Here is a 24,061-nt window from a genome sequence, read left to right as displayed (position 1 = left end):
TACAAAAGGGATCCCATGACTGAAGCCGACCAACTCGAACTGTTTTCGCCCGCGCAGCGGCGCGAGCGCGTGGTGGACTGGCAGGTGCCGGCGCCGGTCGCGAAAGTCGCGATGGGCCTGTCGGGCATGGACGCCATGCTGGGCATTCGCGACGGCCGGCTGCCGCCGCCGCCTTTTGCAAAACTGATCGGCTTCAATGTGGGGGTGGTCGAGCCGGGTCGGATCGTCATGGAACTGGAGCCGCGCGAGGATCTCGAAAACACCATCGGACTGATCCACGGCGCGACCGCAGCTGCGCTGCTCGATACCGCGATGGGATGCGCGATCTCGACCCGGTTGGAAGCCGGGCAGAGTTCCGTGACGCTCGACCTGAAAATGACCTTCCTGCGTCCGCTCTCGGTTCGCTCGGGCCTGATCTCGGCCGAAGGCAGGGTGATCAAGCTGGGGCGGCAGACGAGCTACACCGAAGGCTTCGTCCGGGACGGCAAGGGCGCCCTTGCGGTGCACGCAACTGCAACGTTTTCCATGATCGGAAGCAACTTAACATGAATTAATGCACCCTTTTCGTCATTTGCGTGTTATGAGATGACCCTCGACATTCAATGAGAACCGCATGCGCTACTCCCGGGAACACAAGCAGGAAACCCACGACCGCATCGTGAGGAAGGCCTCCGTGCGGCTGCGCGAAAAGGGCGCCCATGGCATCGGCGTCGCCGACCTCATGAAGGAGGCGGGCCTGACCCATGGCGGCTTCTACGCGCATTTCGATTCCCGCGAGGCGCTGGTGATCGAGGCGTTCGGTTATGCGATGGACCGCTCGATGGAGCACTGGCGCAAGATCACCGACGAGGTTTCGCCGGACAAGCGGCTGGCGATAATCGCGGAGGCCTACCTGTCGGCGCTGCATCGCGACAATCCCGGCCATGGCTGCTCGATTCCCGCTCTCGGTGCCGAGATCGCCCGCGAGAGCCCGAAGGCGCGAAAGGCATTTGCCGGCAAGCTCGACGAGATGATCGATCAGCTGGCGGACAACATTCCGAACATGCCGCGCAAGGCCGCGCGCAAGCAGGCGGTCGCGACGCTGGCGACGATGGCCGGCACCATGCTGCTGGCCCGCATTGCCGGGTCGAGCGAGCTGTCCGACGAGGTGTTGAAGGTAGGCCGGGACAGTGCGCTGGAGGGCACGAAGCGCGAGCCGAAGGCGGCGGCGGTGAAGAAGGCGAAGACCTAGGCGAGGTGCCGTAGGGTGGGCAAAGCGAAGCGTCCCCACGACTTCGTCGCTATCGAAGAGAGATGGTGGGCACGGCGCTTTGCGCCTTTGCCCACCCTACGGGACCGTCGCTACCGCCCCGCAAACAGCGCCCGTTCGCGCTCGACGATCTCGCCGATGTAGTCCGCCACCGCTCTGATCCGCGCCAGATCCTTGCTGTCGGCGTGCATCAGCATCCAGAACGTCCGCGTGATCGAGATCTCCTCGGGCAGCACCGGCACGAGTTGCGGATAATCGCTCGCCATGAAGTGCGGCAGCACTGCGATGCCGAAGCCAGAGAGCGTGGCGTTGAGCTGCGCGATCAGATTGGCGCTGCGGAAGCGCGCGGAGATCCGTGGCGACACCTGCGGCAGATAATCGAGTTCCGGCGTGAACAAGAGCTCTTCGATGTAGCCGACGAAGCGGTGCTGCGGCAGATCCTGCCGCGAGGTGATCGCGGGGAAGCGGTCGAGATAGCCAGGTGCGGCGTAGAGGCCGAGGCGGTAGTCGAGCAGCTTGCGGCCGACGATGCGGCCTTCCTTCGGCATCGTCAGGCTGATGGCGATGTCGGCCTCGCGCTTGGAGAGACTGAACAGCCGCGCGGTGGCCACAAGTTGCAGATCGAGATCGGGATACCGGTCGGCGAAGGGGGCCAGCCGCGGTGCCAGGAAGGCCGTGCCGAACCCGTCGGGCGCGCCGATCCGCACCGTCCCCGTCAGACGCGCCACGGAGCCGCCGACCTGCTCCTGGTTGGCGACGATGGTCGATTCCATCGCTTCCGCGCTGTCGGCGACGCGCTGGCCGGCCTCGGTGAGGAGGTAGCCGGTCTTGCGCCGGTCGAACAGCTTGGCCGACAGGTGCTTTTCCAGCCGGTCGACGCGGCGGATCACCGTGGCATGGTCCACTCCGAGCTGTTTTGCCGCAGCCGAGACCGAGCCGCCCCGCACGATGGCCAGCACGAAGCGAAAGTCGTCCCAATCGATAGCGCCTTGATCCAGCATTTTCGCACATCTATGGTGCATTATCTCAGACTTGAATCCTATAAAATGCAGGTCGATAGGATTTGTCAAAGCGTTCAAGCTCGGCCTCAAGGAGATCATTCCATGCGTTCAGTCGGACATTTCATCGGTGGCAAGGAAGTAAAGGGCACCTCTGGCCGCACCGCCGACGTTTTCGAGCCGATGACCGGTGACGTCCAGGCCAAGGTGGCGCTGGCGTCCAAGGCGGAGGTCCGCGCCGCCGTCGAGAACGCCCGCGCGGCACAGCCCGAATGGGCTGCGACCAACCCGCAGCGCCGCGCCCGCGTCATGATGAGATTCGTCGAGCTGGTGCAGCGCGACTACGACAAGCTGGCCGAGCTGCTGGCCCGCGAGCACGGCAAGACCGTTCCCGATGCGAAAGGCGATATCCAGCGCGGCCTCGAGGTCGCCGAGTTCGCGTGCGGCATCCCGCATCTGATGAAGGGCGAATACACCGAAGGCGCCGGCCCCGGCATCGACATCTATTCGATGCGCCAGGCACTCGGTGTCGTCGCCGGCATCACGCCGTTCAACTTCCCGGCAATGATCCCGATGTGGAAGTTCGCGCCCGCGATCGCCTGCGGCAACGCCTTCATCCTCAAGCCCTCCGAGCGCGATCCCGGCGTGCCGATGCTGCTCGCCGAGCTCATGATCGAGGCAGGCCTGCCGGCCGGCATCCTCAACGTCGTCAACGGCGACAAGGAGGCAGTCGACGCCATCCTGGACGATCCCGATATCAAAGCCGTCGGCTTCGTCGGCTCCACGCCGATCGCGCAGTACATCTACGAGCGTGCCGCCCAAACCGGCAAGCGCTGCCAGTGCTTTGGCGGCGCCAAGAACCACGCCATCATCATGCCGGATGCCGACATGGACCAGGCGGTCGACGCCCTGATCGGTGCGGGCTATGGCTCGGCGGGCGAGCGCTGCATGGCCGTCTCGGTCGCGGTCCCCGTCGGCAAGTCCACCGCCGACCGTCTCATGGAAAAGCTGATCCCGCGGGTCGAGAGCCTCAAGATCGGCACCTCGATCGATCCGTCCGCCGATTACGGCCCGCTGGTCACGCGTGAGGCGGTCGAGAAGGTCAAGGGCTACATCGACATCGGCATCAAGGAAGGCGCGACGCTCGCAGTCGATGGCCGCGGCTTCAAGATGCAGGGCTACGAGAACGGCTTTTATCTCGGCGGCTCGCTGTTCGACAACGTCACCAAGGACATGCGGATCTACAAGGAAGAGATCTTCGGCCCCGTGCTCTCGGTCGTGCGTGCGCACGACTACAAGGAGGCGCTGGCGCTGCCTTCGGATCACGACTACGGCAACGGCGTTGCGATCTTCACCCGCGACGGCGACGCCGCCCGCGACTTCGCGGCCAAGGTCAATGTCGGCATGGTCGGCATCAACGTGCCGATCCCGGTGCCGATCGCCTATTACACCTTTGGTGGCTGGAAGAAGTCGGGTTTTGGCGATCTCAACCAGCACGGTCCGGACTCGGTCCGCTTCTACACCAAGACCAAGACGGTGACCTCGCGCTGGCCGTCCGGCGTCAAGGAAGGCGCGGAGTTCTCGATCCCGCTGATGAAGTGATCCCCTTGAGAGCGAGGCTCATATGCAGTTCGCTCTGAACGAGGATCAGATCGCGGTTCGCGACATGGCGTTGGCGTTTGCGGCGGAGAAGATCGCGCCGCACGCGCTGCGCTGGGACGAGGAGAAGCATTTCCCCGTCGACGTGATGCGCGAGGCCGCGACGCTGGGCATGGGCGGCATCTACATCCGCGAGGATGTCGGGGGATCCGCGATGACACGGTTCGACGCGGCGCTGATCTTCGAGGCGCTGGCGACGGGCTGTCCGACCACCTCCGCCTTCATCTCGATCCACAACATGGCGAGCTGGATGATCGATGCCTTCGGCAGCGACACCCAGCGCCACACATGGCTGCCAAAACTCTGCACCATGGAGCTGATCGCCAGCTACTGCCTGACCGAGCCGGGCGCGGGCTCGGATGCCGCGGCGCTGCGTACGCGCGCCGTGCGCGATGGCGATCATTACGTTCTCAACGGCCAGAAGCAGTTCATCTCCGGCGCCGGCGGCACCGATCTCCTGGTCGCGATGGTGCGCACCGGCGGCGATGGCCCGGGCGGCATCTCGACCCTCGTCATCGACGGCAAGACGCCGGGCGTCTCCTTCGGCGCCAATGAGCGCAAGATGGGGTGGAACGCGCAGCCGACCCGCGCCGTGATGTTCGAGAACGCGCGCGTGCCTGTTACCAATCGCCTCGGCGAGGAGGGCATCGGCTTCAAGATCGCGATGGCGGGCCTCGATGGCGGCCGCCTCAACATCACCGCGTGCTCGCTGGGTGGTGCGCAGACCGCGCTCGACAAGGCGCGGGCCTACATGAAGGAGCGCAAGGCGTTCGGAAAGCGTCTCGACGAATTCCAGGCGCTGCAGTTTCGCCTTGCCGACATGGCGATCGAGCTGGAAGCCGCGCGTACCTTCCTGTGGCGCGCCGCTGCGGCGCTGGACCGCAAGGACCCTGATGCCACCATGCTGTGTGCGATGGCAAAACGCTTCGGCACCGACGTCGGCTTCGAGGTCGCCAACCATGCGCTGCAGCTTCACGGTGGCTACGGGTACCTCAGCGAATACGGCATTGAGAAGATCGTGCGCGATTTGCGTGTGCATCAGATCCTCGAAGGCACCAATGAAATCATGCGGCTCATCGTGGCGCGCAAACTGATCGAGGGCGCGCGATGAGTTCAGTGGAAGAGGGCGATCTCGTTGCCCGCGTCGAGGGCGCGGCCGGAATCATCAGGCTCAATCGTCCCAAGGCCATCAACGCCGTCACGCTGGAGATGTTTCGCGACATCGACAAGGCGCTCGACCGCTTCGAGGCTGATCCCGCCGTTGCCGTGATCGTGCTGGAAGGCTCCGGTGAGCGCGGCCTCTGTGCCGGCGGCGACATCCGCACGCTCTGGGAGAGCTCGAAGGTCAACGGCGACCTCGGCAAGATCCTCTGGCGCGAGGAATACATCCTCAACGCCCGGATCAAGAAATTCCCAAAGCCGTATATCGCTTTCATGGACGGCATCGTGATGGGGGGCGGCGTCGGACTCTCCGCCCATGCCAGCCATCGCATCGTCACCGATCGCACGAAGCTGGCGATGCCCGAAGTCGGGCTCGGCTTCTTCCCCGACGTTGGCGGCACCTATCTGTTGTCGCGCTCGCCGGGCGAGGTCGGCACTTACTTCGGCCTGACCGGCCAGACCATGAACGGGCCCGACGCGATCCACGCGAAATTCGCCGACGCCGTGGTGCCGGCGGCCAAATGGCCGGCGCTGCGCGAGACGCTGACCATGCTCCGTCAGGGCGTGACCGCGGCTGAGGTGACCGTGATCATCAACAGTTTTGCGACCGGTGGGAGTGCGGGCCCGGTCGCTGCAAAAGAGCCTGCTATCGACGCATTGTTCGGCTTCGACCGGATGGAAGATATCTTTGCTGCCCTGAAACGGGACGGCTCCGAATTCGCGCTGGCGACGTTGAAGACGCTCAACGAGAAATCGCCGCGCGGCATGGTGGTGACGCTGAAACTGTTGAGACTGGCGCGCACCGCGTCGAGCCTGGAGGAATGCCTGGTGCGGGAATACCGTGCCGCGCTGGAGGTGTTTCGCAGCGATGATTTTCGCGAGGGCGTGCGCGCGGCCGTGATCGACAAAGACCGCAACCCGATCTGGTCGCCGCCACGAATTGAGGATGTGACGCCGCAAATGCTTGCACCGTATCTCGCCGAGATCGGCGCCGACGAGCTGAAGTTCAACTAATCAACGATTGAAGCGGAGGAAACGACAATGGCCACGATCGCATTCATCGGTCTCGGCAACATGGGCGGCCCGATGGCGGCCAACCTCGTCAAGGCCGGCCACAAGGTCGTCGCGTTCGATCTCGTCGAAGCCTCGCGCAATCAGGCCAAGGCCGACGGCGCCGGCATCGCCGACAGCGCCGCGGGCGCGGTGAAGGGCGCCGATGTCGTCGTCACCATGCTGCCGGCCGGCAAGCATGTGCTCGGCGTCTGGAACGAAGTCCTTCCCGCGATGACCAAGGGCGCGCTGGTCATCGACAGCTCCACCATCGACGTCGAGAGTGCGCGGCAGGCGCATGCGCTCGCCGGCAAGCACGGCGTGCTCTCGGTGGATGCGCCGGTCTCCGGCGGCACCGGCGGCGCCAAGGGCGCGACGCTCACCTTCATGTGCGGCGGCGAGGAGAGCGCATTCGCGGCGGCAAAGCCCGTGCTGGAGAACATGGGCAAGAAGATCGTGCATTGCGGCGGCGCCGGCGCAGGGCAGGCGGCCAAGATCTGCAACAACATGATCCTCGGCATTTCCATGATCGCGGTGAGCGAGGCCTTCGCGCTCGGCGAGAAGCTCGGCCTCTCGCACCAGGCGCTGTTCGACGTCGCCTCGACCTCGTCGGGCCAGTGCTGGTCGCTGACGACCTATTGCCCGGTGCCGGGTCCGGTGCCGACCTCGCCGGCCAACAACGACTACAAGCCGGGATTCGCCTCGGCGCTGATGGTGAAGGATCTGACGCTGGCGCAGGACGCCGCGAAGGCGGCCGGCGCGGCGACGCCGCTCGGCAAGCATGCGCAGGAGATCTATCAGTCTTTCGACGCAGCCGGGCAAGGCGGGGTGGATTTTTCCGGAATTATCAAGCACGTTCGCAGCCTCGCTGGAAAATAGCGAGGCTTCGTAGCCCGGATGGAGCGAAGCGAAATCCGGGACAGCTGCCTCCAATGGCGTAGCCGGCCCCGGATTGCGCTTCGCTCCATCCGGGCTACGTTCGAAGATCAATTCGACGGGCCCGGAACATGACGACATTTCAGGACGCGCGCGCGTTTCTGCTCAAGCACCGCACGGATTACGAGGCCGCGGTCAAAGGCTTCCGTTGGCCGGATCCGGTTCCCTTCAACTGGGCGCTCGACTGGTTCGACGAGCTGGCGAAGGACGCCGAAGCCAAGGACCGGCCCGCGCTCTGGATCGTCGATGCCGCGCAGGACCGGCAGACAAAGCTGTCCTTTGCGGCGCTCTCCAAGCGCTCCAATCAGGTCGCGAACTTTCTCCGCGCGCAGGGTCTGAAGCGCGGCGATCATCTCCTGTTGCTGCTCGGCAATGTGGTTCCGCTGTGGGAGACGATGCTGGCGGCGATGAAGCTCGGCGTCGTCGTAATCCCCGCGACCACACTGCTCACCGCGGATGAGCTGCGCGATCGCCTCGATCGCGGCAAGGCGAGGGCGGTGGTGGCCGCCGAGGACCAAGTCGCGAAGTTCGCAAGTCTTGGTGCCGAGAACATCGTTCGCATCGTGGTCGGCACGGCTCACGACGGATGGCTCTCCTATGATGAGGCCGCAAAGGCCCCGGAGAGTTTTAGCGCCGATGGGCCGACTAATGCCGACGACCCGATGCTGCTCTATTTCACCTCGGGGACCACTGCAAAACCAAAACTTGTCCGGCACAGCCAGCGCAGCTATCCGGTCGGGCATCTGTCGACCATGTACTGGATCGGGCTGCAGCCCGGTGACGTCCATCTCAACATCTCCTCGCCCGGCTGGGCCAAGCATGCCTGGAGCTGTTTCTTCGCGCCGTGGAACGCGGGCGCCACCGTGTTCGTGGTCAACCAGCCGCGCTTCGACGCCAAGAGCCTGCTTGCCACCATCGGCCGCTGCGGCGTCACCACGCTGTGCGCGCCGCCGACGGTGTGGCGCCTGTTCATCCAGGAGGACCTGGCGTCCTTCAAGGTGAGCTTGCGCGAGGTCTGCGGCGCCGGCGAGCCGCTCAATCCTGAAGTGATCGACCAGGTGCGGGCGGCCTGGGGTCTCACCATCCGTGACGGATACGGCCAGACCGAAACCACGGCGCTCGCCGGCAACTCGCCGGGCCAGAACATCAAGATCGGCTCGATGGGCCGGCCGCTGCCTGGCTATCGCGTGCAGATCAGCGATGCCGACGGCAACAAGGCGAAGGAAGGCGAGGTCACGCTGGTGCTCGGCGCCGAGCGGCCCGCCGGCCTGATGCAGGGTTATCAGAGCGACGACGGCAAGCTAGCCGGTGCCGAAGGCGAGCTCTATCGCAGCGGCGATGTCGTGTTCGAAGACGACGAGGGCTATCTTACCTTTGTCGGTCGCTCCGACGACGTGTTCAAGTCGTCGGACTACCGAATCAGCCCGTTCGAGCTGGAGAGCGTTCTGCTCGAGCACGAGCTGGTGGCCGAAGCCGCGGTGGTGCCGAGCCCGGACCCGATCCGGCTCGCGGTCCCCAAGGCGTTCGTCCTGCTGACCTCGGGCGCGGAGCGGACGCCGGAGACCGCGCTGTCGATCTTCCAGCACCTGCACACGCGGCTCGCCCCGTTCAAGCGAATCCGTCGCCTCGAAATCGTCACCGAGCTGCCGAAGACGATCTCTGGCAAAATCCGCCGGGTGCAGCTACGCAGGCTGGAGCGGGACGATGATCGCAACGATCCGCTGCGCGGCCGGGAATTCCGTGAGGAGGATTTTCCGGAACTGCCGAAAACACGGAGTGAGACCTAAGTGAACGAAGTCTGGAAGAAGCCGCCGATTTCCTTGGAAGCCTATCAGGCCATGGTCGGCAAGGAGATCGGCGTGTCGTCGTGGCACCTGATCGATCAGCCGCGCATCGACACCTATGCCGATGTGATCGAGGATCACCAGTTCATCCACGTCGACCCTGAACGTGCCAAGAAGGAGACCGCGTTCGGCACCACCATCGCGCACGGCTTCCTGACGATGTCGCTGCTGTCGATCATGTCCTATGAGGTGATGCCCGTGATCGCGGGGACCACGATGGGCGTCAATTATGGCTTCGACAAGCTGCGCTTCATCTCGCCGGTCCGCTCGGGCAAGCGCGTTCGCGGCCGTTTCGTGCTGGCCGAAGCCAAGCTCCGTAAGGCCAATGAATTGCAGTCCCGCACCAATGTCACCGTGGAGATCGAGGGCGAGGACAAGCCGGCGCTGGTCGCGGAGTGGCTGGGTCTGATCTATTTCGCGTAGACTCCGCCGTCGTTGCCGGGCTTGACCCGGCCAGCCATCGCTGCTCAAAAAGGCAACCCAGAGCGGGGTTTTACCCTCTCCCCTTGTGGGAGAGGGTGCCTCGCGGAACGCGAGGCGGGTGAGGGGTCTCTCTCCGCGAGCGCATATGTCGAGAGAGACCCCTCATCCGGCGCTGCGCGCCACCTTCTCCCACAAGGGGAGAAGGGAAGAAGAAATAGAGACCTTCACTCATGGCAATCAGGTTCGACGGACGCGTCGCCATCGTCACCGGCGCGGGCAATGGTCTGGGGCGCGCGCATGCGCTGGGGCTGGCCAGCCGCGGCGCGAAAGTGGTCGTCAACGATTTCGGCGGCGCGCGTGACGGCACCGGTGGCTCGCTGTCGCCGGCCGAGACCGTGGTCGAGGAAATCCGCAAGGCCGGCGGCACCGCGATGGCGGATGGAGCCGACGTCTCCAATTTCGAGCAGGTCACCGCCATGGTCGAGCGCGCCACCAAGGAGTGGGGCAGCGTCGACCTCTTGTGCGCCAATGCGGGCATTTTGCGCGACAAGTCGTTCGGCAAGATGGAAGCGGCCGACTTCCAAAAGGTGCTCGACGTGCATCTCGTCGGCACCTTCTATTGCTGCAAGGCGGCCTGGGCCGGCATGCGCGACCGCAACTATGGCCGCATCGTGCTGACGACGTCGTCCTCCGGCCTTTACGGTAATTTCGGCCAGGCCAATTACGGCGCGGCCAAGTCCGGCATGGTCGGCCTGATGAACGTGCTCGCCGAAGAAGGCCGCAAGACCGACATCCGCGTCAACATCATCTCGCCGACGGCCGCTACCCGCATGACGGAAGAGCTGTTGCCGCCGCAGGCGCTGCAACTGATGAAGCCGAACGCGATCACGCCCGCGGTCGAGTACATGCTCAGCGAGGACGCGCCGACCCGCACCATCATGGGCGCCGGTGCAGGATCGTTCGCCGTGATCAAGATCGTGGAGAGCGAGGGCATCAACCTGCCGGAATCCGAATGGACGCCGGACGCCGTCGCCGCGCATTTCGCCGAGATCAGCGACATGTCGAAAGCCAAGGCGCTGACCGGGGCGTTCGAGCAGACTCAGAAATACGTGGCGCAGGCGGCGGCACGGGCGGGGATCAAGCTCTGACTGACATCGCCGTCATCGGGGCCGGTCCCGCCGGGCTGATGGCGGCGGAGATGCTGGCGCGGGGCGGCGCGCGCGTCACCGTGTACGACGCGATGCCGTCCGCGGGCCGAAAATTCCTGATGGCCGGCCGCGGCGGGCTCAACCTCACCCACAGCGAGCCGCTGCTGGATTTCATGGCGCGCTATCGCGAGGCCGCACCGAAGCTGCAGGCGGCGGTCGAGGCGTTTTCGCCTGAGGCGTTGCGCGCGTGGAGCGAAGCGCTGGGCGAGCCGACCTTCGTCGGCAGCAGCGGGCGCGTCTTTCCGAAGGCGTTCAAGGCCTCGCCCTTGCTGCGCGCCTGGCTCCGGCGGCTCGATGCCAGCGGCGTGCGGTTTGCGTTTCGTCATCGCTGGACCGGCTGGGACGGTGAGGGGCGGCTGGTGTTTCGAGCGCCCGATGGCGCAGCGGCCGTCACTGCCAGCGCCACCGTGCTCGCGCTTGGCGGCGCCAGCTGGCCGCGGCTGGGGTCGGATGGCAGCTGGGCCGACATCCTTGCCGCGAAGGGCGTTGCCATCTCAAAGCTGCGGCCAGCCAATTCCGGCTTCACGGTCGCCTGGTCTGATGTGTTCCGCGATCGTTTCGAGGGCCAGCCGCTCAAGGGCGTGGCGCTGACGATCGGCGCGCATACGGTGCGCGGCGAAGCCATGATCACCCGTATCGGCATCGAAGGCGGCGCGATCTACGCGCTGTCGGCGGAGTTACGGGAGGAGGTGCTCAGTCTCGGGCAGGCGACGCTTTCGATCGCATTGCGGCCCGACCTCGACGCCGCCGCTCTGACCACGCGGCTGTCAGGGACACGCGGCAAGCAATCGCTCGCGAACTTCCTGCGCAAGGCGGCGCAATTGTCGCCGGTCGGAATCGGCCTGATGCAGGAGGCCGCCATCGTGTCCGGCCGGCCACTGGCCTCGTTCTCGCCGGCCGAGCTTGCGCATCTGATCAACGCAATCCCGGTGCAGCTAAGCGGCGTTGCCCCGATCGATCGCGCGATCTCGACTGCGGGCGGAATCACCTTCGACGAGATCGACAACCACTTCATGCTGCGCAAGCTGCCGGGCGTGTTTGCCGCGGGCGAGATGCTGGATTGGGAGGCGCCCACGGGCGGATATCTGCTGCAGGCGTCGTTTGCCACCGGCGCTGCGGCGGGCAGGGGCGTGCTGAGCTGGCTCAAGAAATCGTAGGGTGGGCAAAGGCGCGAAGAGCCGTGCCCACGATCTTTCGCAGTTACGACGAGAAGTCGTGGGCACGCTTCGCTTTGCCCACCTTACGGCAGCTCGTCTACCGCAGCTTGCCCCGTGCCGCCACCGGCAGCGTGCCGATGATCTCCTCGCCGCGGACCATCACCACCTCGTCCATCATGTTGACGACGACGCAAACGTGGTTCGGCACGATGCGGACGACGTCGCCGACATTGGGCCGCGTGTTGCTGCGGGAGAGATCGAGGAAGCCGTGCTCCTCGGCGAATTTTGCGATCTTGGCTTCGGGATGCTCCAGGATCAGGCCGTGTCCGTCGAGACCGCCGGTATCAGTGGTGAGCGTCTTCGAGCCGGCATCGAGGATGCCGCGCTCGGGCGCGGCGCGGCTCACCACGGTCGAATAGATGTGCAGCGCGCAGTCGTCCCAGGTGGCGGAGCCCGCCGCGACCTGCATGCGGTCGTTGTAGATGTAGGTGCCGAAGCGATGCTCGGTGCCGCCCTTGAGCTTGCCGATATTCTTCAGGTTCGGCGTGCCGCCGGTCGAGACGATTTTTGCGTCCAGCCCGTGCGCGCGCACGCCGACCAGCGCCTCGTCGTAGAATTTCTGCGCGTCCGCCCAGCCGGTCTCGGTCGGATACAGCATGAAGCCGGCGAACTGCAGCCCCTTGGATGCGGCGATCTCGCGCGCCAGCGCGATCGCCTCCGCCGGGGTCTCGACGCCGGCGCGCTTGCGCCCCGTATCGCATTCGACCACGACCGAGAGCGGACGGCCCGACGCCGCAGCAGCCTTGGGCAGGCCGGCGACGACGGTCGAATTGTCGGCGGCCACCGTCATGTTGGCCTTCGCCTGCAGCGCGCCGAGCCGCGCCAACTTCTCTTCGCCGAGGAGGTTGTAGCTGATCAGGATGTCGTCGATGCCGGCGTTGGCCATGATCTCGGCTTCGCCGAGCTTCTGGCAGGTGATGCCTTTGGCGCCGGCCGCAACCTGCATCTTGGCGATGGTCGGGTTCTTGTGGGTCTTGATGTGCGGACGGTTGGCGACACCGGCCTCGTCGCAGGCTTTCTGGATCCGCGCGATGTTGCGCTCGACCCTGTCCATGTCGATGACGGCGCAGGGCGTGCCGTATTCGCGGGCGATTTTTGCAGCGAGGGGAGTTGTCATGGGAGTCGTCTCTTAGTTGGCGCGCATTCTGGTCGCAAAACTGGTGCCCACTTTTGCGGAATGCGCGCTAGGCCTGCTCAATTTCTTCCCGAAGCATTTCAAGTTCGAGCCAGCGCTCTTCAGCGGCAGACAGTTCATCATGCGCCTTGGCGATAGCGGCGGAGGTGTCGTCGAATTTCTTGCGATCTTTCGCATAGAGATTTGGATCGTCGAGCACGCGCTGCAGTTTTGCAATGTCGGCCTGCAGCGTCTCCATTTTCTTCGGCAGCGTTTCCAGCGCATGCTTCTCGTTGAAGCTCAGCTTGCGCTTCGGTGCGGAGGCGGGAGCAGCGGCGCGCTCCTCTCTCTTCTCCGCAACCGGCTGGGCCTTCGCCGTCTCGCGCTTCAGGTCCGCACCGCGCTGGGTCAGCATGTCGCTGTAGCCACCGGCATATTCGGTCCACTTGCCGTTGCCCTCAGGTGCGATCACGGAGGTGACGACGCGGTCGAGGAAGTCGCGGTCATGGCTGATCAGGATGACGGTGCCCTCGTAGTCGCCGAGCATGTCTTCGAGGACGTCGAGCGTTTCGAGATCGAGGTCGTTGGTCGGCTCGTCCAGCACCAGCAGGTTCGAGGGTTTTGCCAGCGCGCGCGCCAGCATCAGCCGACCGCGCTCACCGCCCGAGAGCACTTCCACCGGCGTGCCGCGCTGCTCCTGCGCGAACAGAAAGTCCTTCATGTAGCCGACGACGTGCTTCGGCTTGCCGCCGACCATGATCTGGTCGCCACGACCGCCGGTCAGTGCTTCGGCCAGCGTCGATTTGGGATCGAGGCTTTCGCGGTGCTGATCGAGCGTCGCTATCTCCAAATTGGCCCCGAGGCGCACCGTTCCGGAATCCGGCTCTGCGCCGCCGGTGAGCAGATTGACCAGCGTGGTCTTGCCGGCGCCATTGGGGCCGATGATGCCGAGCCGGTCGCCGCGCTGGATGCGGGTCGAGAAATTCTCGACGATCTTGCGCTCGCCATAGGCCTTGGTGACGCCCTTGGCCTCGATCACCAGCTTGCCCGACTGCTCCGCTTCGGCCGCCGCGAGGCTGGCGGTGCCGGCCGTGCCGCGGTAGTTGCGGCGCTGGTCGCGCAGCGTGTGCAGATTGGCGAGGCGCTTGACGTTGCGCTTGCGGCGGCCCGAGACGCCGTGGCGCAGCCAGTGCTCTTCGTCGACGATCTTGCGGTCGAGCTTGTGCTGGTCGCGCTCTTCTTCCGCCAGCACCTCGTCGCGCCAGCTCTCGAACGAGGCAAAGCCGCGGTCGATCTGCTTGATCTTGCCGCGGTCGAGCCACGCGGTGGCGCGCGAGAGATTGGTGAGGAAGCGGCGGTCGTGGCTGATGATCACCAGTGCGCCGCGCCTGGAGTCGAGCTCCTGCTCCAGCCATTCGATGGTGGCGAGATCGAGATGGTTGGTCGGCTCGTCCAGCAGCAAAATGTCCGGCGAGGGCGCCAGCACATACGCCAGCGCCGCGCGGCGGGCCTCGCCGCCGGAGAGATTATGCGGGTTGTCGTCACCGGTCAGTCCGAGTTGCTCCAGCAGGTAGCGCGCCTGGTGCTGATCGTCGCCGGGCGCGAGACCGGACTCGACATAGGCCAGCGTGGTCTTGTGCTCGCCGAAGTCGGGCTCCTGCGGCAGGTAACGCACGGTGGCGCCGGGCTGCACGAAGCGCGTGCCGCCGTCGGGCTCCACCAGGCCGGCCGCGATCTTCAGCAGCGTCGACTTGCCCGAGCCGTTGCGGCCGATCAGGCAGACGCGCTCGGATGGCGCGACATTGAGCTCGACGCCCGAGAGCAGTGGCGTGCCGCCAAAGGTCAGCCTGATGTCTTTCAGTTGGATCAGCGGCGGCGCCATGTCAGCCCTGACTCAAATTCTGGCTCGTTGCGGCCTGATCGGCGCGGCGGCGCTGGATCCGGCGCAGCGTCTGGTCGAGCGCCGAGAGGAAGGCGGAGCGGTCGCGCGGCGCGAATGATCGCGGGCCGCCGGTGACTTCGCCGGCCGAGCGCAGATCCGTCATCAGATTGCGCACCGCCAGCGTCATCCCGATCGACTCCTCCGTGAACGGCTTGCCGTTCGGCGCGATCACGTCGGCGCCGGCCTTGACGCAGCGGCTCGCCAGCGGAATGTCGGAGGTCACGACGACGTCGCCGGGCTTGACGCGTTCGACGATCCAGTCGTCGGCGGCGTCCATGCCGGCGCCTGCGGCGATGCGCTCGATCAGCGGATCGTGCGGCACGCGGATGAAATTGCCGGCGACCACGCTCACGGGCACGCCGTGCCGGAGCGCGACGCGATAGATCTCGTCCTTTACCGGGCAGGCGTCGGCGTCGACATAGATGCGGGTGGGGGTTTCAGTCATTCGCCGCGTGGTACCCCATTCGGGCCGCAAAGGCGAGGGGATTGACCGGTGTTCCCTGGGGCCTACGATCCGTCCGAAACAACAAGAACAGGGAAGATGACCCCATGCCGAACCGGCTCGAAACCTGGCGCGTCGAGGCCTACAACACCGCCAAGCAATCCGAAAACAAGATGCATGACGACACGGTGGCGCGCCGCTTCGGCTTTTCCGGCGGGCTGGTCCCGGGCGTCGATGTCTTCGCCTACATGATGCACGTGCCGGTGGCGCGCTGGGGCCGCGATTTCCTGTCCCGCGGGCTGGTCGAGGCCCGCTTCATCAAGCCGGTCTATGATGGCGAGACCGCCGATGTCGATGCGACCGAGCACAACGGCTTGCTGACGATCGAGGTGTTCAGCCGTACCGAGCTCTGCGCGACAGGCACGGCCTCGCTGCCGGCGGCCGCGCCTGTGGTGTCGCCGAGCGACTATGTCGCGATGCCCGTGGTGGCCGAGCGCAAGCCGGTCAGTCCCGCGACGTTCGAGACCGGCAAATGGCTGGGCACGACGCCCCGGCGCTGGGCAGGGCAGGATGCGGCTGACTATCTCGCCGACATCAGGGAAACCGATCCGATCTTTGCGCGCGAAGGACTCGGCCATCCCGGCCTGATCCAGCGCGTCATGAACCGCGTGCTGGTCGACAACACCATTCTCGGCCCGTGGATCCATGTCGGCAGCCGCATGCAATTGCTGTCGGCGGTACGCACCGGCGACGAGATCACCGCGCGGGCGAAGGTCACGGCCAATTACGAGAAGAAGGGCCACCGCTTCGTCGAGCTTGACGCGCTCGTCGTCGCCAACGGCACCACGCCGCTCGCCCACTGCCAGCACATTGCGATCTACCAGCCGCGCGAGCAGGCGGCGTAGGGTCTTCGCCTCGCCCCGCTTGCGGGGAGAGGCCGACGCGCGGCGGGTGAGGGGGAGTCTCCGCAAGGACGATGAAAGTTGGACTCGCGGAGAGTCCGCCTCACCCGAAGCCTTGCTGCGCTCCGGCTTCGACCTCTCCCCGCAAGCGGGGAGAGGTGAACGACGACTACGCCGCCTTCGCCTTACCATCCTGGATTGCCCGCCACACACGCTCCGGGGTCAGCGGCATGTCGATGTGCTTGACGCCGTAATCCGAGAGCGCGTCGAGCACCGCGTTCACCACCGTCGACAGGCTGCCGGCGCATCCCGCTTCGCCGCAGCCCTTGCTGCCGAGCGGATTGGTCGTGGCCGGCACCGGGTGATCGCCGACCGTCATGTTGGGAACGTCCTCGGCGCGGGGCAGGGCGTAGTCCATCAGCGAGCCCGTGATCGGCTGGCCGCTCTCGTCGTAGCGGATGTGCTCCATCAGGGCTTGCCCGATGCCCTGGACGACGCCGCCATGGAGCTGGCCTGCGACCAGCAGCGGGTTGATCACCGTGCCGAAATCGTTGACCGCGCTGTAGCGCACGATCTGCACCACGCCAGTCTCAGGATCGATCTCGACCTCGGCGACGTGACAGCCGTTCGGAAACGCCGAGGCGACCGGTTCGCTGGTGTGATCGACGTCGAGGCTATCGGGCACGCCTTCCGGCGTCTTGCCGTCGTGCAGCTTCTTGGCGAGCTCCATGATGTCGATGCTGCGGTCGGTGCCGGCGATGGTGAAGCTGCCGCCTTCGAATTCGATGTCGGCTTCGGACGCCTCCAGCATATGCGCCGCTGCGCGCTTGCCTTTCTCGATGACGAGCTTGGCAGCCCCCACGATGGCTTGGCCGGTTGCCGTGATCGAGCGCGAGCCGCCGGTGCCGTTGCCGGTATGGACGATATCGCTGTCGCCCTGCACCAGCTTGATGCTCTCGAAGGGAACCCCAAGCTGCTCGCTCAGCACCTGCGCGAACGGCGTGGCATGGCCCTGGCCGTAATCGAGCGTGCCGGTGATGAGCTGCACGGAGCCGTCAGCGTCGAACACGATCTTGCCGAGCTCGGGGCTCGGCGGCGCGGTGACCTCGAGATAGGAGCCGACCGCGATGCCGCGCAGCTTGCCGGTCTTCTTGCTCTCCTTCTTGCGCTTGGCGAAATTCTCGTGGTCGGAGATCTCGAGCGCCTTGTTGAACACGGCCTGGAAGTCGCCGCTGTCATAGGTGACGCCGGAGGAGGCCGCGAACGGGATCTGGTTCGGCTTGATGAAGTTGCGCTTGCGCAAGGTCAGCCGGTTGACGCCCATCTCGTCGGCGGCGCGATCGATCAACCGCTCCATGTAATAGTTCGCCTCCGGCCGGCCGGCGCCGCGATAGGCGCCCATCAGCGTGGTGTTGGTCAGCACCACCTTGATGTCGACGGCCATCAGCGGCGTGCGGTAGACGCTGGAGAAATTCTTGCCGGTGTTGAGCGAGAGCGGTCCCGGCGCGACGCCGGTGATGTAGGCGCCGAGATTGCCGTAGCCGGACAGCTTGGCCGCGAGGAAATGCCCCTCGGCGTCGAGCGCGAGCTCGGCATGGATCTTCTGGGCGCGGCCGTGGCTGTCGGAGAGGAAGGCGGTCGAGCGCTCGTCGAGCCATTTCACCGGGCGGCCCAGCACTTTCGCCGCGTACAGGATGCACATGTACTCGGGATAGTTGATGTTCTTCATGCCGAAGGAGCCGCCGACATTGGCGGTGAGGATGCGCACCTTCTCGTTCGGCACTTTCAGGTTCTTGGCGAGGTTGGCGCGGTTGCCGGCGACGCCCTGCGTCGGCACCTGAAGCGTGTAGCGCTCGGTTGTCTTGTCGTAGGAGGCAAGGCCGACGCGCGGCTCCATCGAGACCACGGCGACGCGGGTGTTCTCGATGTCCATCCTGGTGACATGGGCGGCGCTGGCAAAGGCCGCGTTGACCTTGTCCATGTCGCCGTAATGGTAGTCGAGCGCGATGTTGTGGGGAATGTGCTCATAGAGCTGCGGCGCGCCGGGCTTGGCAGCTTCTTCAGGGTCGGTCACAGCCGGCAGCGGCTCGATATCGAGCTCGACCGCCTCGGCCGCGTCGCGCGCCTGCGCCAGCGTCTCGGCCACGACGAAGGCGACGGGATCGCCGACGAAGCGGACCTTGTCGGTCGCCAGCGGCTGGCGGTTGGTCTGGAGCAAAGGCGAGCCGTCGCGGCTCTTCAGCGGCAGGCCGCAGGTGAAGGGGCCATAGCCGGCGGCATCGAGATCCCTGCCGGTCCACACGCCGAGCACGCCCGGCATCGCCTTGGCGGCATCAATGCCGATGCCGCGGATGGTGCCATGGGCGTGGGTGGAACGGATGACCACGGCATAGGCCTGGCCGGGCAGGTTGAAATCGTCGGTATAGCGGCCCTTGCCGCGCACCAGCGTGTCGTCCTCCTTGCGGCGGACGGGCTGCCCGACGCCATATTTTTGCAGTGCAATAGCGTTTTCGAGCGTGGACGATTTGGTGTGTTCTTGCATGGGAAATGACCTGAAAAGCCGGCATTTGCGCATTTTCGCGGCAGCGGGGCACCGGACCCCATTGAGATAACCCACCACCCCGTTCACGACAACGCACGAATGGGCATGGTCCCATGTGATGCGTTGTTGCGCAGGCCGGCTGCGCTGCTAATGTTTCAGGCGAAAAATCAATTCCAGACCGGCCCGACCGGCCGCGGAAAGACAGTTTGTATGAATGACCACACGCGGCTCCGCGACGGCCATGTGCCGCACGGTGAGCTGGAGGGGTCGATGGCGGCGGTGGCATTGGCCACTGATCCGGCTGTCGGCGCGCAGGCGTCGGGAACCGGCGTCTATGCGGCGCTGGACCTCGGCACCAACAATTGCAGGCTGCTGATCGCCTGTCCGACCCAGGACGGCTTTCGCGTCGTCGATTCCTTCTCGCGCATCATCCGGCTCGGGGAGGGGGTCTCGGCGACCGGCTGTATCAGCGAGGCCGCGATCGAGCGTGCCATCGCCGCGCTCAGCATCTGCCGTGACAAGATCAATTTGCGCAAAGCGCGCCGGTTGCGGCTGATCGCGACCGAAGCCTGCCGAGCCGCGTCGAATGCGGAGGGGTTCCGCAGCCGCGTCGCGGCCGAAACTGGCATCGAGCTCGAAGTGATCGACCGCGAGACCGAGGCCGCGCTCGCCGTGCTCGGCTGCTCGCCGCTGGTCGATCCGCGGGGACGCGGCGCGATCCTGTTCGACATCGGCGGCGGCTCGACCGAGCTGGTGCGGATCGAGCGCGACGCGGACAATCCGGAGCCGCGGATCAAGGCCTGGATGTCGATCCCGTACGGTGTGGTCACGCTCGCCGAGCAGTTCGGCGGCCGCGACGTGACGCCGGAGATCTACGCCGCCATGGAGCAGGAGGTCGCGAACCACGTCGCGCCGTTCGCCGAGGTCCACGGCGGTGATCTCGCCGACATGCACCTGCTCGGCACCTCAGGCACGGTGACGACGCTCGCCGGCATCCATCTCAACCTCGCGCGCTATGACCGCCGCCGCATCGACAGCATCTGGATGAACGATTCCGACATCACCGCGACGATCAACAAGCTGCTCGGCATGAGCTATGAGGAGCGCGCCGGCAACAGCTGCATCAGCGTCGAGCGCGCCGATCTCGTGCTCGCCGGCTGCGCCATCCTCGATGCTATCAGGCGCGCCTTTCCGCTGCCGCGCCTGCGCGTTGCCGACCGTGGCCTGCGCGAGGGCATGCTGGTCGAGATGATGCGCGAGGACGGCGCGCTCAGGAGCTGGTGAGATGGCCAAGGACACCACCGGCCGCTTGCACGTCCAGGTCAAGACCGGCGGCAAGCGCAAATTGTCGTCGAAGCTGTGGCTGGAGCGTCAGCTCAACGATCCCTATGTCGTGAAGGCCAAGGCGGCGGGCTATCGCTCGCGCGCCGCGTTCAAGCTTCTGGAGATCGACGACAAATTCCGGCTCTTGAAACCCGGCATGGCCGTGGTCGACCTTGGCGCGGCGCCCGGCGGCTGGAGCCAGATCGCGGCCAAGCGCGTCGGATCGGTAGAGGGCAAGGGCAAGGTCGTCGCCATCGATCTGTTGGAAATGCCCGAGATTCCCGGCGTGGATTTCGCGCAGCTCGACTTCATGGCCAACGATGCGCCGGACAAGCTGACCGCGATGCTGGGCGGCGGCGCCGATTTCGTGATGTCCGACATGGCCGCCAACACCACCGGCCACCGCAAGACTGACCAGCTCCGTATCGTCGGCCTGGTCGAGACGGCGGCCGCGTTTGCCTGCGACGTGCTCAAGCCCGGCGGTGCGTTTCTCGCAAAAACGTTCCAGAGCGGCGCCGACGCCGATCTGCTCGCCCAGCTCAAGCGCGATTTCGCGATGGTGCGTCACGTCAAACCGGCGGCGAGCCGGCAGGATTCCTCGGAACGCTACGTGCTGGCGACGGGATTTCGGGGCGGGTTGTAGCGGGTTGCAACGTCCCGTTTTGCACTAGTGCTGCAACGCATTGTTCGGCTAGTTTCATCGCGGGATTCCCGGGGTGAGGCCAAAATGAAGTTTCGAGCATTTTCGAGCGTTGCGGCAGCAGCTTTCACACTGATGGTGGCGCAGCCGGCCGCAGCGCAGTCCGGCGGCATCAGCATCTATCAGGAAATCAACAACAACGTAGTGCAGAACATTCTGCAGAACGTTCGTGACCAGTTGCGCCGGCGAGACATTGTTCTGCCGTCCTCCGGCAGACTCGCGTTCGGTGTAGGCGGATCGGATTTCGACAACCGTGATCCGTTCGCTGCCCGTGGTGTCGACGATCCCTTCCGGGCTCTTGCTTACGCGAAAGCGCCGGGCGCGATCCCTGCTGTCGCTTCAGGCTGGCTCTACAGCGGCAATTTGATCGGCGGCGTAGACCGCTCCATGACCGCTGGCATCGTGACCGACACCTCGTCAGTCACCGGAGCATTCGATGTGACGAAGATCGGGATTTTCGCCGGTGACGACGCGCTTACGTTCATCGGGACGGGGGGTGGCTCCTGGTCCCACCAGGGCGGTCTGTTGACGGTCGACACCACCGCACCTTCGACCTCGGTCACGGTCGCATATCTGAGGGGAGGCCTTTCCGCCGATCTGACCAGCTTCGTCGGCTGGACTAGAAGCACGCTGTCAGGCTCCGGATTCGCCCCAGCGGTCATTGAGGGCAACTCGCTCGGCTTCACCGGAAACGTGCAATACCGGTTTGATTTTCCCTTTTCGGTGTTCATCGAGCCCGGGATCGGAATGACCTACTCCGAAGGCTACTCGGAGAACTTCGGGACCAAAATTTCCGATACGACGGAGGTGCACGGCGGGGCCCGGTTCGGTACCCAAATGAGATGGATGGATTACACGGTTCAGCCATCCGTCTCCTTGTTCGCCTATCAGATCACCGACTCGAGCGCGCTCGGAGTTGTCGGGCCAATCATTCCCACAAGTGCAATCGGCTATCGCGGGTCCGGCAAGATTGCCGTTGTCTGGAGCCCGAGTTTCACCTCCTATATCGAGGTGCACGCGATCGGACCGGCCGGCGGTCCCAGCAAGCCGCTCGCAGGATACAGCCCGACCCAGACCACGGGAGTTCAAGCCGGCCTCCGCTACACGTGGAATTGAGCAGCCATCGCGTCTGGAGCACGGCCCCAAGCCCTTGATCGGCCTCGAGGGGTGTGCTCCACTTTAGGTCGAATATTTTGAGGATAGCCACAATGCATATCGGAACGCTTTCCGGCGTAGCTGCGACGCTTGTACTCGGCACCGTCCTGATGCCCGCCTTGGCAAATGCCCAGAATGTACAGAGGCCCAACGTCGGGACCGGCGTGACGTCCCGCACATTGCCCAACCCCAATACGCCAAGGGTTCAGCCTCAGGGATTGCAGACCGGAAGCTACGCCAATCCTGCCGCAAACCGTTTCAACACTCCTCCGTCGCAACCGGACTTTGCCTTGTCCGGTCCTTATGTGGGAATGAAGTATATCGGGAATGTCCGGTAGAGGTTTGTTCTCCGGCTTCTGAACCTGGCGTCCGCGCTGTTCTCGCCGCCGCGGCGAATGCTGACGCGCGGGCGCAGTTTGAAGTCACGATGCTGTGCATGACATCGCGAGCCTCTGATTATCCAAGCCGCTGATCCCGCACGTCCTGCGTATCCTCGCTCGCCGCCTTGACCGCCGCCTTCTCCGCACCCTTGCCGGCGCCCTTGCGGCTTGCGATCTCAACCGCCTTGCGGCCGGAGATCTCGTGGCCGGCGTCAACGGGCATCTGCCAGAAGAACCAGCTCGACGCCGCCGAGGTCAGCGCGACCACGAGGAAGGCGGGGGCGAACACGGTGGCGTCGATCTCGCTGACATGGTTGAACCACATCGTCGTTTCCACGCAAGCCGCGCCGACGGCGACGCCGGCGGAGACGGCGAGCTGCTGGTTGACGCTGACGAGGGTGGTGGCGCGGCTCATCTGCGCGGTCTCGACGTCGGCATAGGCGACGGTGTTGATCGCGGTGAATTCGAGCGAGCGGAAGAAGCCGCCGACGACCAGGATGACCATGATGATGAGCAGCGGCGTCGTCACCGTGAACAGCGCGCAGACGGCGAGGAAGAACGCGCTGACGATCGCGTTCACCGTCATCAGGTTGCGAAAGCCGAAGGTGCGGATGATGCGCGCGGCAAGCGTCTTCATGCCCATGGCGCCGAGCGAGGAGGCGAAGGTGACGAGGCCGGAATGGAACGGCGACAGGCCGAAGCCGATCTGCATCAGGAGCGGCAGCAGGAACGGCAGCGCGCCGATGCCGAGCCGGAACAGGAAGCCGCCGAACACGGCCGCGCGCAGCGTCGGCAGCTTCAGGAGCGAGAAATCGAGCACCGGCGAGCCCGTGCGCCGGGCGTGAATGACGTAGAGCGTCATCGAGATCGCGCCGCCCGCGATCAGTGCGGCGACGGTGCTCCACGGCAGCAGGTTGAGACCGGCAACCGACAGGCCGAAGGCGATGCCGGCAAGGCCAATGCCCGCCAGCACCATGCCGTAGAGGTCGAACGGCTCGCGTTCCTCGCTCTTGATCGGGTCGATGAACTTCAGCGCCATGAAGATGCCGAGCAGCCCGATCGGAATGTTGATCAGGAAGATCCAGTGCCACGACACGTAGGTGGTGATGAAGCCGCCGAGCGGTGGTCCGATCACAGGACCTATGAGGGCAGGGACCGTTACCCACGCCATGGCGTTGACCAGAGCGCTCTTGTCCACTGACCGCAGCAGCACGAGGCGCCCGACCGGTGTCATCATCGCGCCGCCCATGCCTTGCAGGATACGCGCGAACACGAAATCGGTGACGGAGGAAGAGAGCGCGCAGCCGACCGATCCCACCATGAACACGCCGACCGCGATCGCAAACACCATTCGCGCGCCGAACCGGTCGGCGGTCCAGCCGCTCGCCGGGATGAACACCGCGAGCGACAGCAGGTAGGACGTGATCGCGAGCTTCAGCGTCAGCGGGCTGGTGCCGATGTCGGCCGCGATCGCCGGCAGCGAGGTGGCGATCACCGTCGAGTCCATGTTCTCCATGAAGAGAGCAGTGGCCACGATCAGCGGAATGATGCGTTGCTTGTCGACCATGACGGATTGGTAATGAAAATCGGAAGTGGGGTGGAGTTGCGGCTTATCACCGCCACTGGTCCCCGACCATTGCGGATCGACGCATAGCACCTAAGTCCCGCGTAACAACGGTGTGACCCTCCGCCACCGTCATTCCGCGGCGCGCCCCTTGGCGCGAACCCGAGATCCATTGGGCCGCAGGGCCGGCTGCGTGATGGATTCCGGGTTCGCGACTTTGTCGCGCCCCGGAATGACAGTGGGAGGGTGGGC

Annotated in this window: 20 protein-coding genes; 14 read left to right on the top strand and 6 right to left on the bottom strand. The window is 65.2% G+C overall.

The window, feature by feature from the left end; genetic code table 11:
• Positions 1-15: 15 nt before the first annotated feature.
• Complete coding sequence (locus GGD65_RS27590; protein WP_018319877.1) at positions 16-549, top strand: PaaI family thioesterase; 534 nt, start codon at positions 16-18, stop codon at positions 547-549.
• A 64-nt stretch (positions 550-613) separates the two neighbouring features.
• Positions 614-1,231 carry a TetR/AcrR family transcriptional regulator gene (locus GGD65_RS27585; RefSeq protein WP_183237233.1) on the top strand — a complete coding sequence of 206 codons (618 nt, stop codon included), beginning with the start codon at positions 614-616 and terminating at the stop codon, positions 1,229-1,231.
• A gap of 110 nt (positions 1,232-1,341) precedes the next feature.
• On the opposite strand, the gene GGD65_RS27580 is transcribed toward GGD65_RS27585, so the two are convergent.
• Positions 1,342-2,250, bottom strand: coding sequence for a LysR family transcriptional regulator (locus GGD65_RS27580; protein WP_092252671.1), 909 nt, complete (start codon positions 2,248-2,250; stop codon positions 1,342-1,344).
• A 102-nt stretch (positions 2,251-2,352) separates the two neighbouring features.
• Between GGD65_RS27580 and GGD65_RS27575 the strand changes: the two genes are divergently transcribed.
• The 8 genes from GGD65_RS27575 (at position 2,353) to GGD65_RS27540 (ending at position 11,685) form a co-directional block, all read left to right on the top strand.
• Positions 2,353-3,849: a CoA-acylating methylmalonate-semialdehyde dehydrogenase gene (locus GGD65_RS27575; protein ID WP_018319880.1), complete on the top strand. Its 1,497-nt coding sequence runs from the start codon at positions 2,353-2,355 to the stop codon at positions 3,847-3,849.
• A gap of 22 nt (positions 3,850-3,871) precedes the next feature.
• Positions 3,872-5,017: an isobutyryl-CoA dehydrogenase gene (locus tag GGD65_RS27570; RefSeq protein ID WP_183237232.1), complete on the top strand. Its 1,146-nt coding sequence runs from the start codon at positions 3,872-3,874 to the stop codon at positions 5,015-5,017.
• Positions 5,014-6,081, top strand: coding sequence for an enoyl-CoA hydratase/isomerase family protein (locus GGD65_RS27565; RefSeq protein ID WP_183237231.1), 1,068 nt, complete (start codon positions 5,014-5,016; stop codon positions 6,079-6,081). The genes GGD65_RS27570 and GGD65_RS27565 overlap by 4 nt, the downstream gene beginning before the upstream one ends.
• Positions 6,082-6,087: 6 nt before the next feature.
• A complete protein-coding gene (gene mmsB / locus GGD65_RS27560) occupies positions 6,088-6,996 on the top strand; it encodes a 3-hydroxyisobutyrate dehydrogenase (protein ID WP_312017733.1) in 909 nt (302 codons plus the stop codon).
• Positions 6,997-7,124: 128 nt separating this feature from the next.
• Positions 7,125-8,840, top strand: coding sequence for an AMP-binding protein (locus GGD65_RS27555; protein WP_183237229.1), 1,716 nt, complete (start codon positions 7,125-7,127; stop codon positions 8,838-8,840).
• A complete protein-coding gene (locus GGD65_RS27550) occupies positions 8,841-9,320 on the top strand; it encodes a MaoC family dehydratase (protein WP_092252682.1) in 480 nt (159 codons plus the stop codon).
• A 230-nt stretch (positions 9,321-9,550) separates the two neighbouring features.
• The gene (locus tag GGD65_RS27545) at positions 9,551-10,468 is read left to right on the top strand and encodes an SDR family NAD(P)-dependent oxidoreductase (RefSeq protein WP_183237228.1); all 918 of its coding nucleotides are present in this window, start codon (positions 9,551-9,553) and stop codon (positions 10,466-10,468) included.
• Positions 10,465-11,685, top strand: a complete 1,221-nt coding sequence (locus tag GGD65_RS27540) for a TIGR03862 family flavoprotein (protein ID WP_183237295.1) — start codon at positions 10,465-10,467, stop codon at positions 11,683-11,685. The genes GGD65_RS27545 and GGD65_RS27540 overlap by 4 nt, the downstream gene beginning before the upstream one ends.
• Before the next feature lie 97 nt (positions 11,686-11,782).
• On the opposite strand, the gene GGD65_RS27535 is transcribed toward GGD65_RS27540, so the two are convergent.
• The 3 genes from GGD65_RS27535 to GGD65_RS27525 form a co-directional block, all read right to left on the bottom strand.
• Positions 11,783-12,862 carry a D-TA family PLP-dependent enzyme gene (locus GGD65_RS27535; RefSeq protein ID WP_183237227.1) on the bottom strand — a complete coding sequence of 360 codons (1,080 nt, stop codon included), beginning with the start codon at positions 12,860-12,862 and terminating at the stop codon, positions 11,783-11,785.
• 67 nt (positions 12,863-12,929) lie between these two features.
• Positions 12,930-14,741, bottom strand: a complete 1,812-nt coding sequence (locus tag GGD65_RS27530) for an ABC-F family ATP-binding cassette domain-containing protein (RefSeq protein WP_179730777.1) — start codon at positions 14,739-14,741, stop codon at positions 12,930-12,932.
• A gap of 1 nt (position 14,742) precedes the next feature.
• Positions 14,743-15,246, bottom strand: coding sequence for a YaiI/YqxD family protein (locus GGD65_RS27525; RefSeq protein ID WP_183237226.1), 504 nt, complete (start codon positions 15,244-15,246; stop codon positions 14,743-14,745).
• Positions 15,247-15,350: 104 nt separating this feature from the next.
• Between GGD65_RS27525 and GGD65_RS27520 the strand changes: the two genes are divergently transcribed.
• A complete protein-coding gene (locus GGD65_RS27520) occupies positions 15,351-16,148 on the top strand; it encodes a hypothetical protein (RefSeq protein WP_183237225.1) in 798 nt (265 codons plus the stop codon).
• A 166-nt stretch (positions 16,149-16,314) separates the two neighbouring features.
• On the opposite strand, the gene GGD65_RS27515 is transcribed toward GGD65_RS27520, so the two are convergent.
• Positions 16,315-18,687 (bottom strand): xanthine dehydrogenase family protein molybdopterin-binding subunit, encoded by a 2,373-nt coding sequence (locus GGD65_RS27515; RefSeq protein WP_018317672.1) that lies wholly within the window; start codon positions 18,685-18,687, stop codon positions 16,315-16,317.
• A 210-nt stretch (positions 18,688-18,897) separates the two neighbouring features.
• Between GGD65_RS27515 and GGD65_RS27510 the strand changes: the two genes are divergently transcribed.
• The 3 genes from GGD65_RS27510 to GGD65_RS27500 all read left to right on the top strand — a co-directional run bounded on the left by GGD65_RS27510 (position 18,898) and on the right by GGD65_RS27500 (position 21,826).
• Positions 18,898-19,971, top strand: coding sequence for a Ppx/GppA phosphatase family protein (locus GGD65_RS27510; RefSeq protein WP_183237224.1), 1,074 nt, complete (start codon positions 18,898-18,900; stop codon positions 19,969-19,971).
• Between the two features lies 1 nt (position 19,972).
• Positions 19,973-20,653 carry an RlmE family RNA methyltransferase gene (locus GGD65_RS27505; RefSeq protein WP_183237223.1) on the top strand — a complete coding sequence of 227 codons (681 nt, stop codon included), beginning with the start codon at positions 19,973-19,975 and terminating at the stop codon, positions 20,651-20,653.
• Between the two features lie 84 nt (positions 20,654-20,737).
• Complete coding sequence (locus GGD65_RS27500; protein ID WP_183237222.1) at positions 20,738-21,826, top strand: hypothetical protein; 1,089 nt, start codon at positions 20,738-20,740, stop codon at positions 21,824-21,826.
• A gap of 495 nt (positions 21,827-22,321) precedes the next feature.
• Here GGD65_RS27500 and GGD65_RS27495 read toward each other — a convergent pair whose 3' ends face one another.
• Complete coding sequence (locus GGD65_RS27495) at positions 22,322-23,812, bottom strand: DHA2 family efflux MFS transporter permease subunit (protein WP_183237221.1); 1,491 nt, start codon at positions 23,810-23,812, stop codon at positions 22,322-22,324.
• Between the last annotated feature and the right edge of the window lie 249 nt (positions 23,813-24,061).

The sequence above is a fragment of the Bradyrhizobium sp. CIR18 genome, assembly GCF_014198295.1.
Taxonomy (GTDB): domain Bacteria; phylum Pseudomonadota; class Alphaproteobacteria; order Rhizobiales; family Xanthobacteraceae; genus Bradyrhizobium.
The sequence above is the reverse complement of the archived record's forward strand: the minus strand, read 5'-3'. Positions and strand labels throughout refer to the sequence as shown.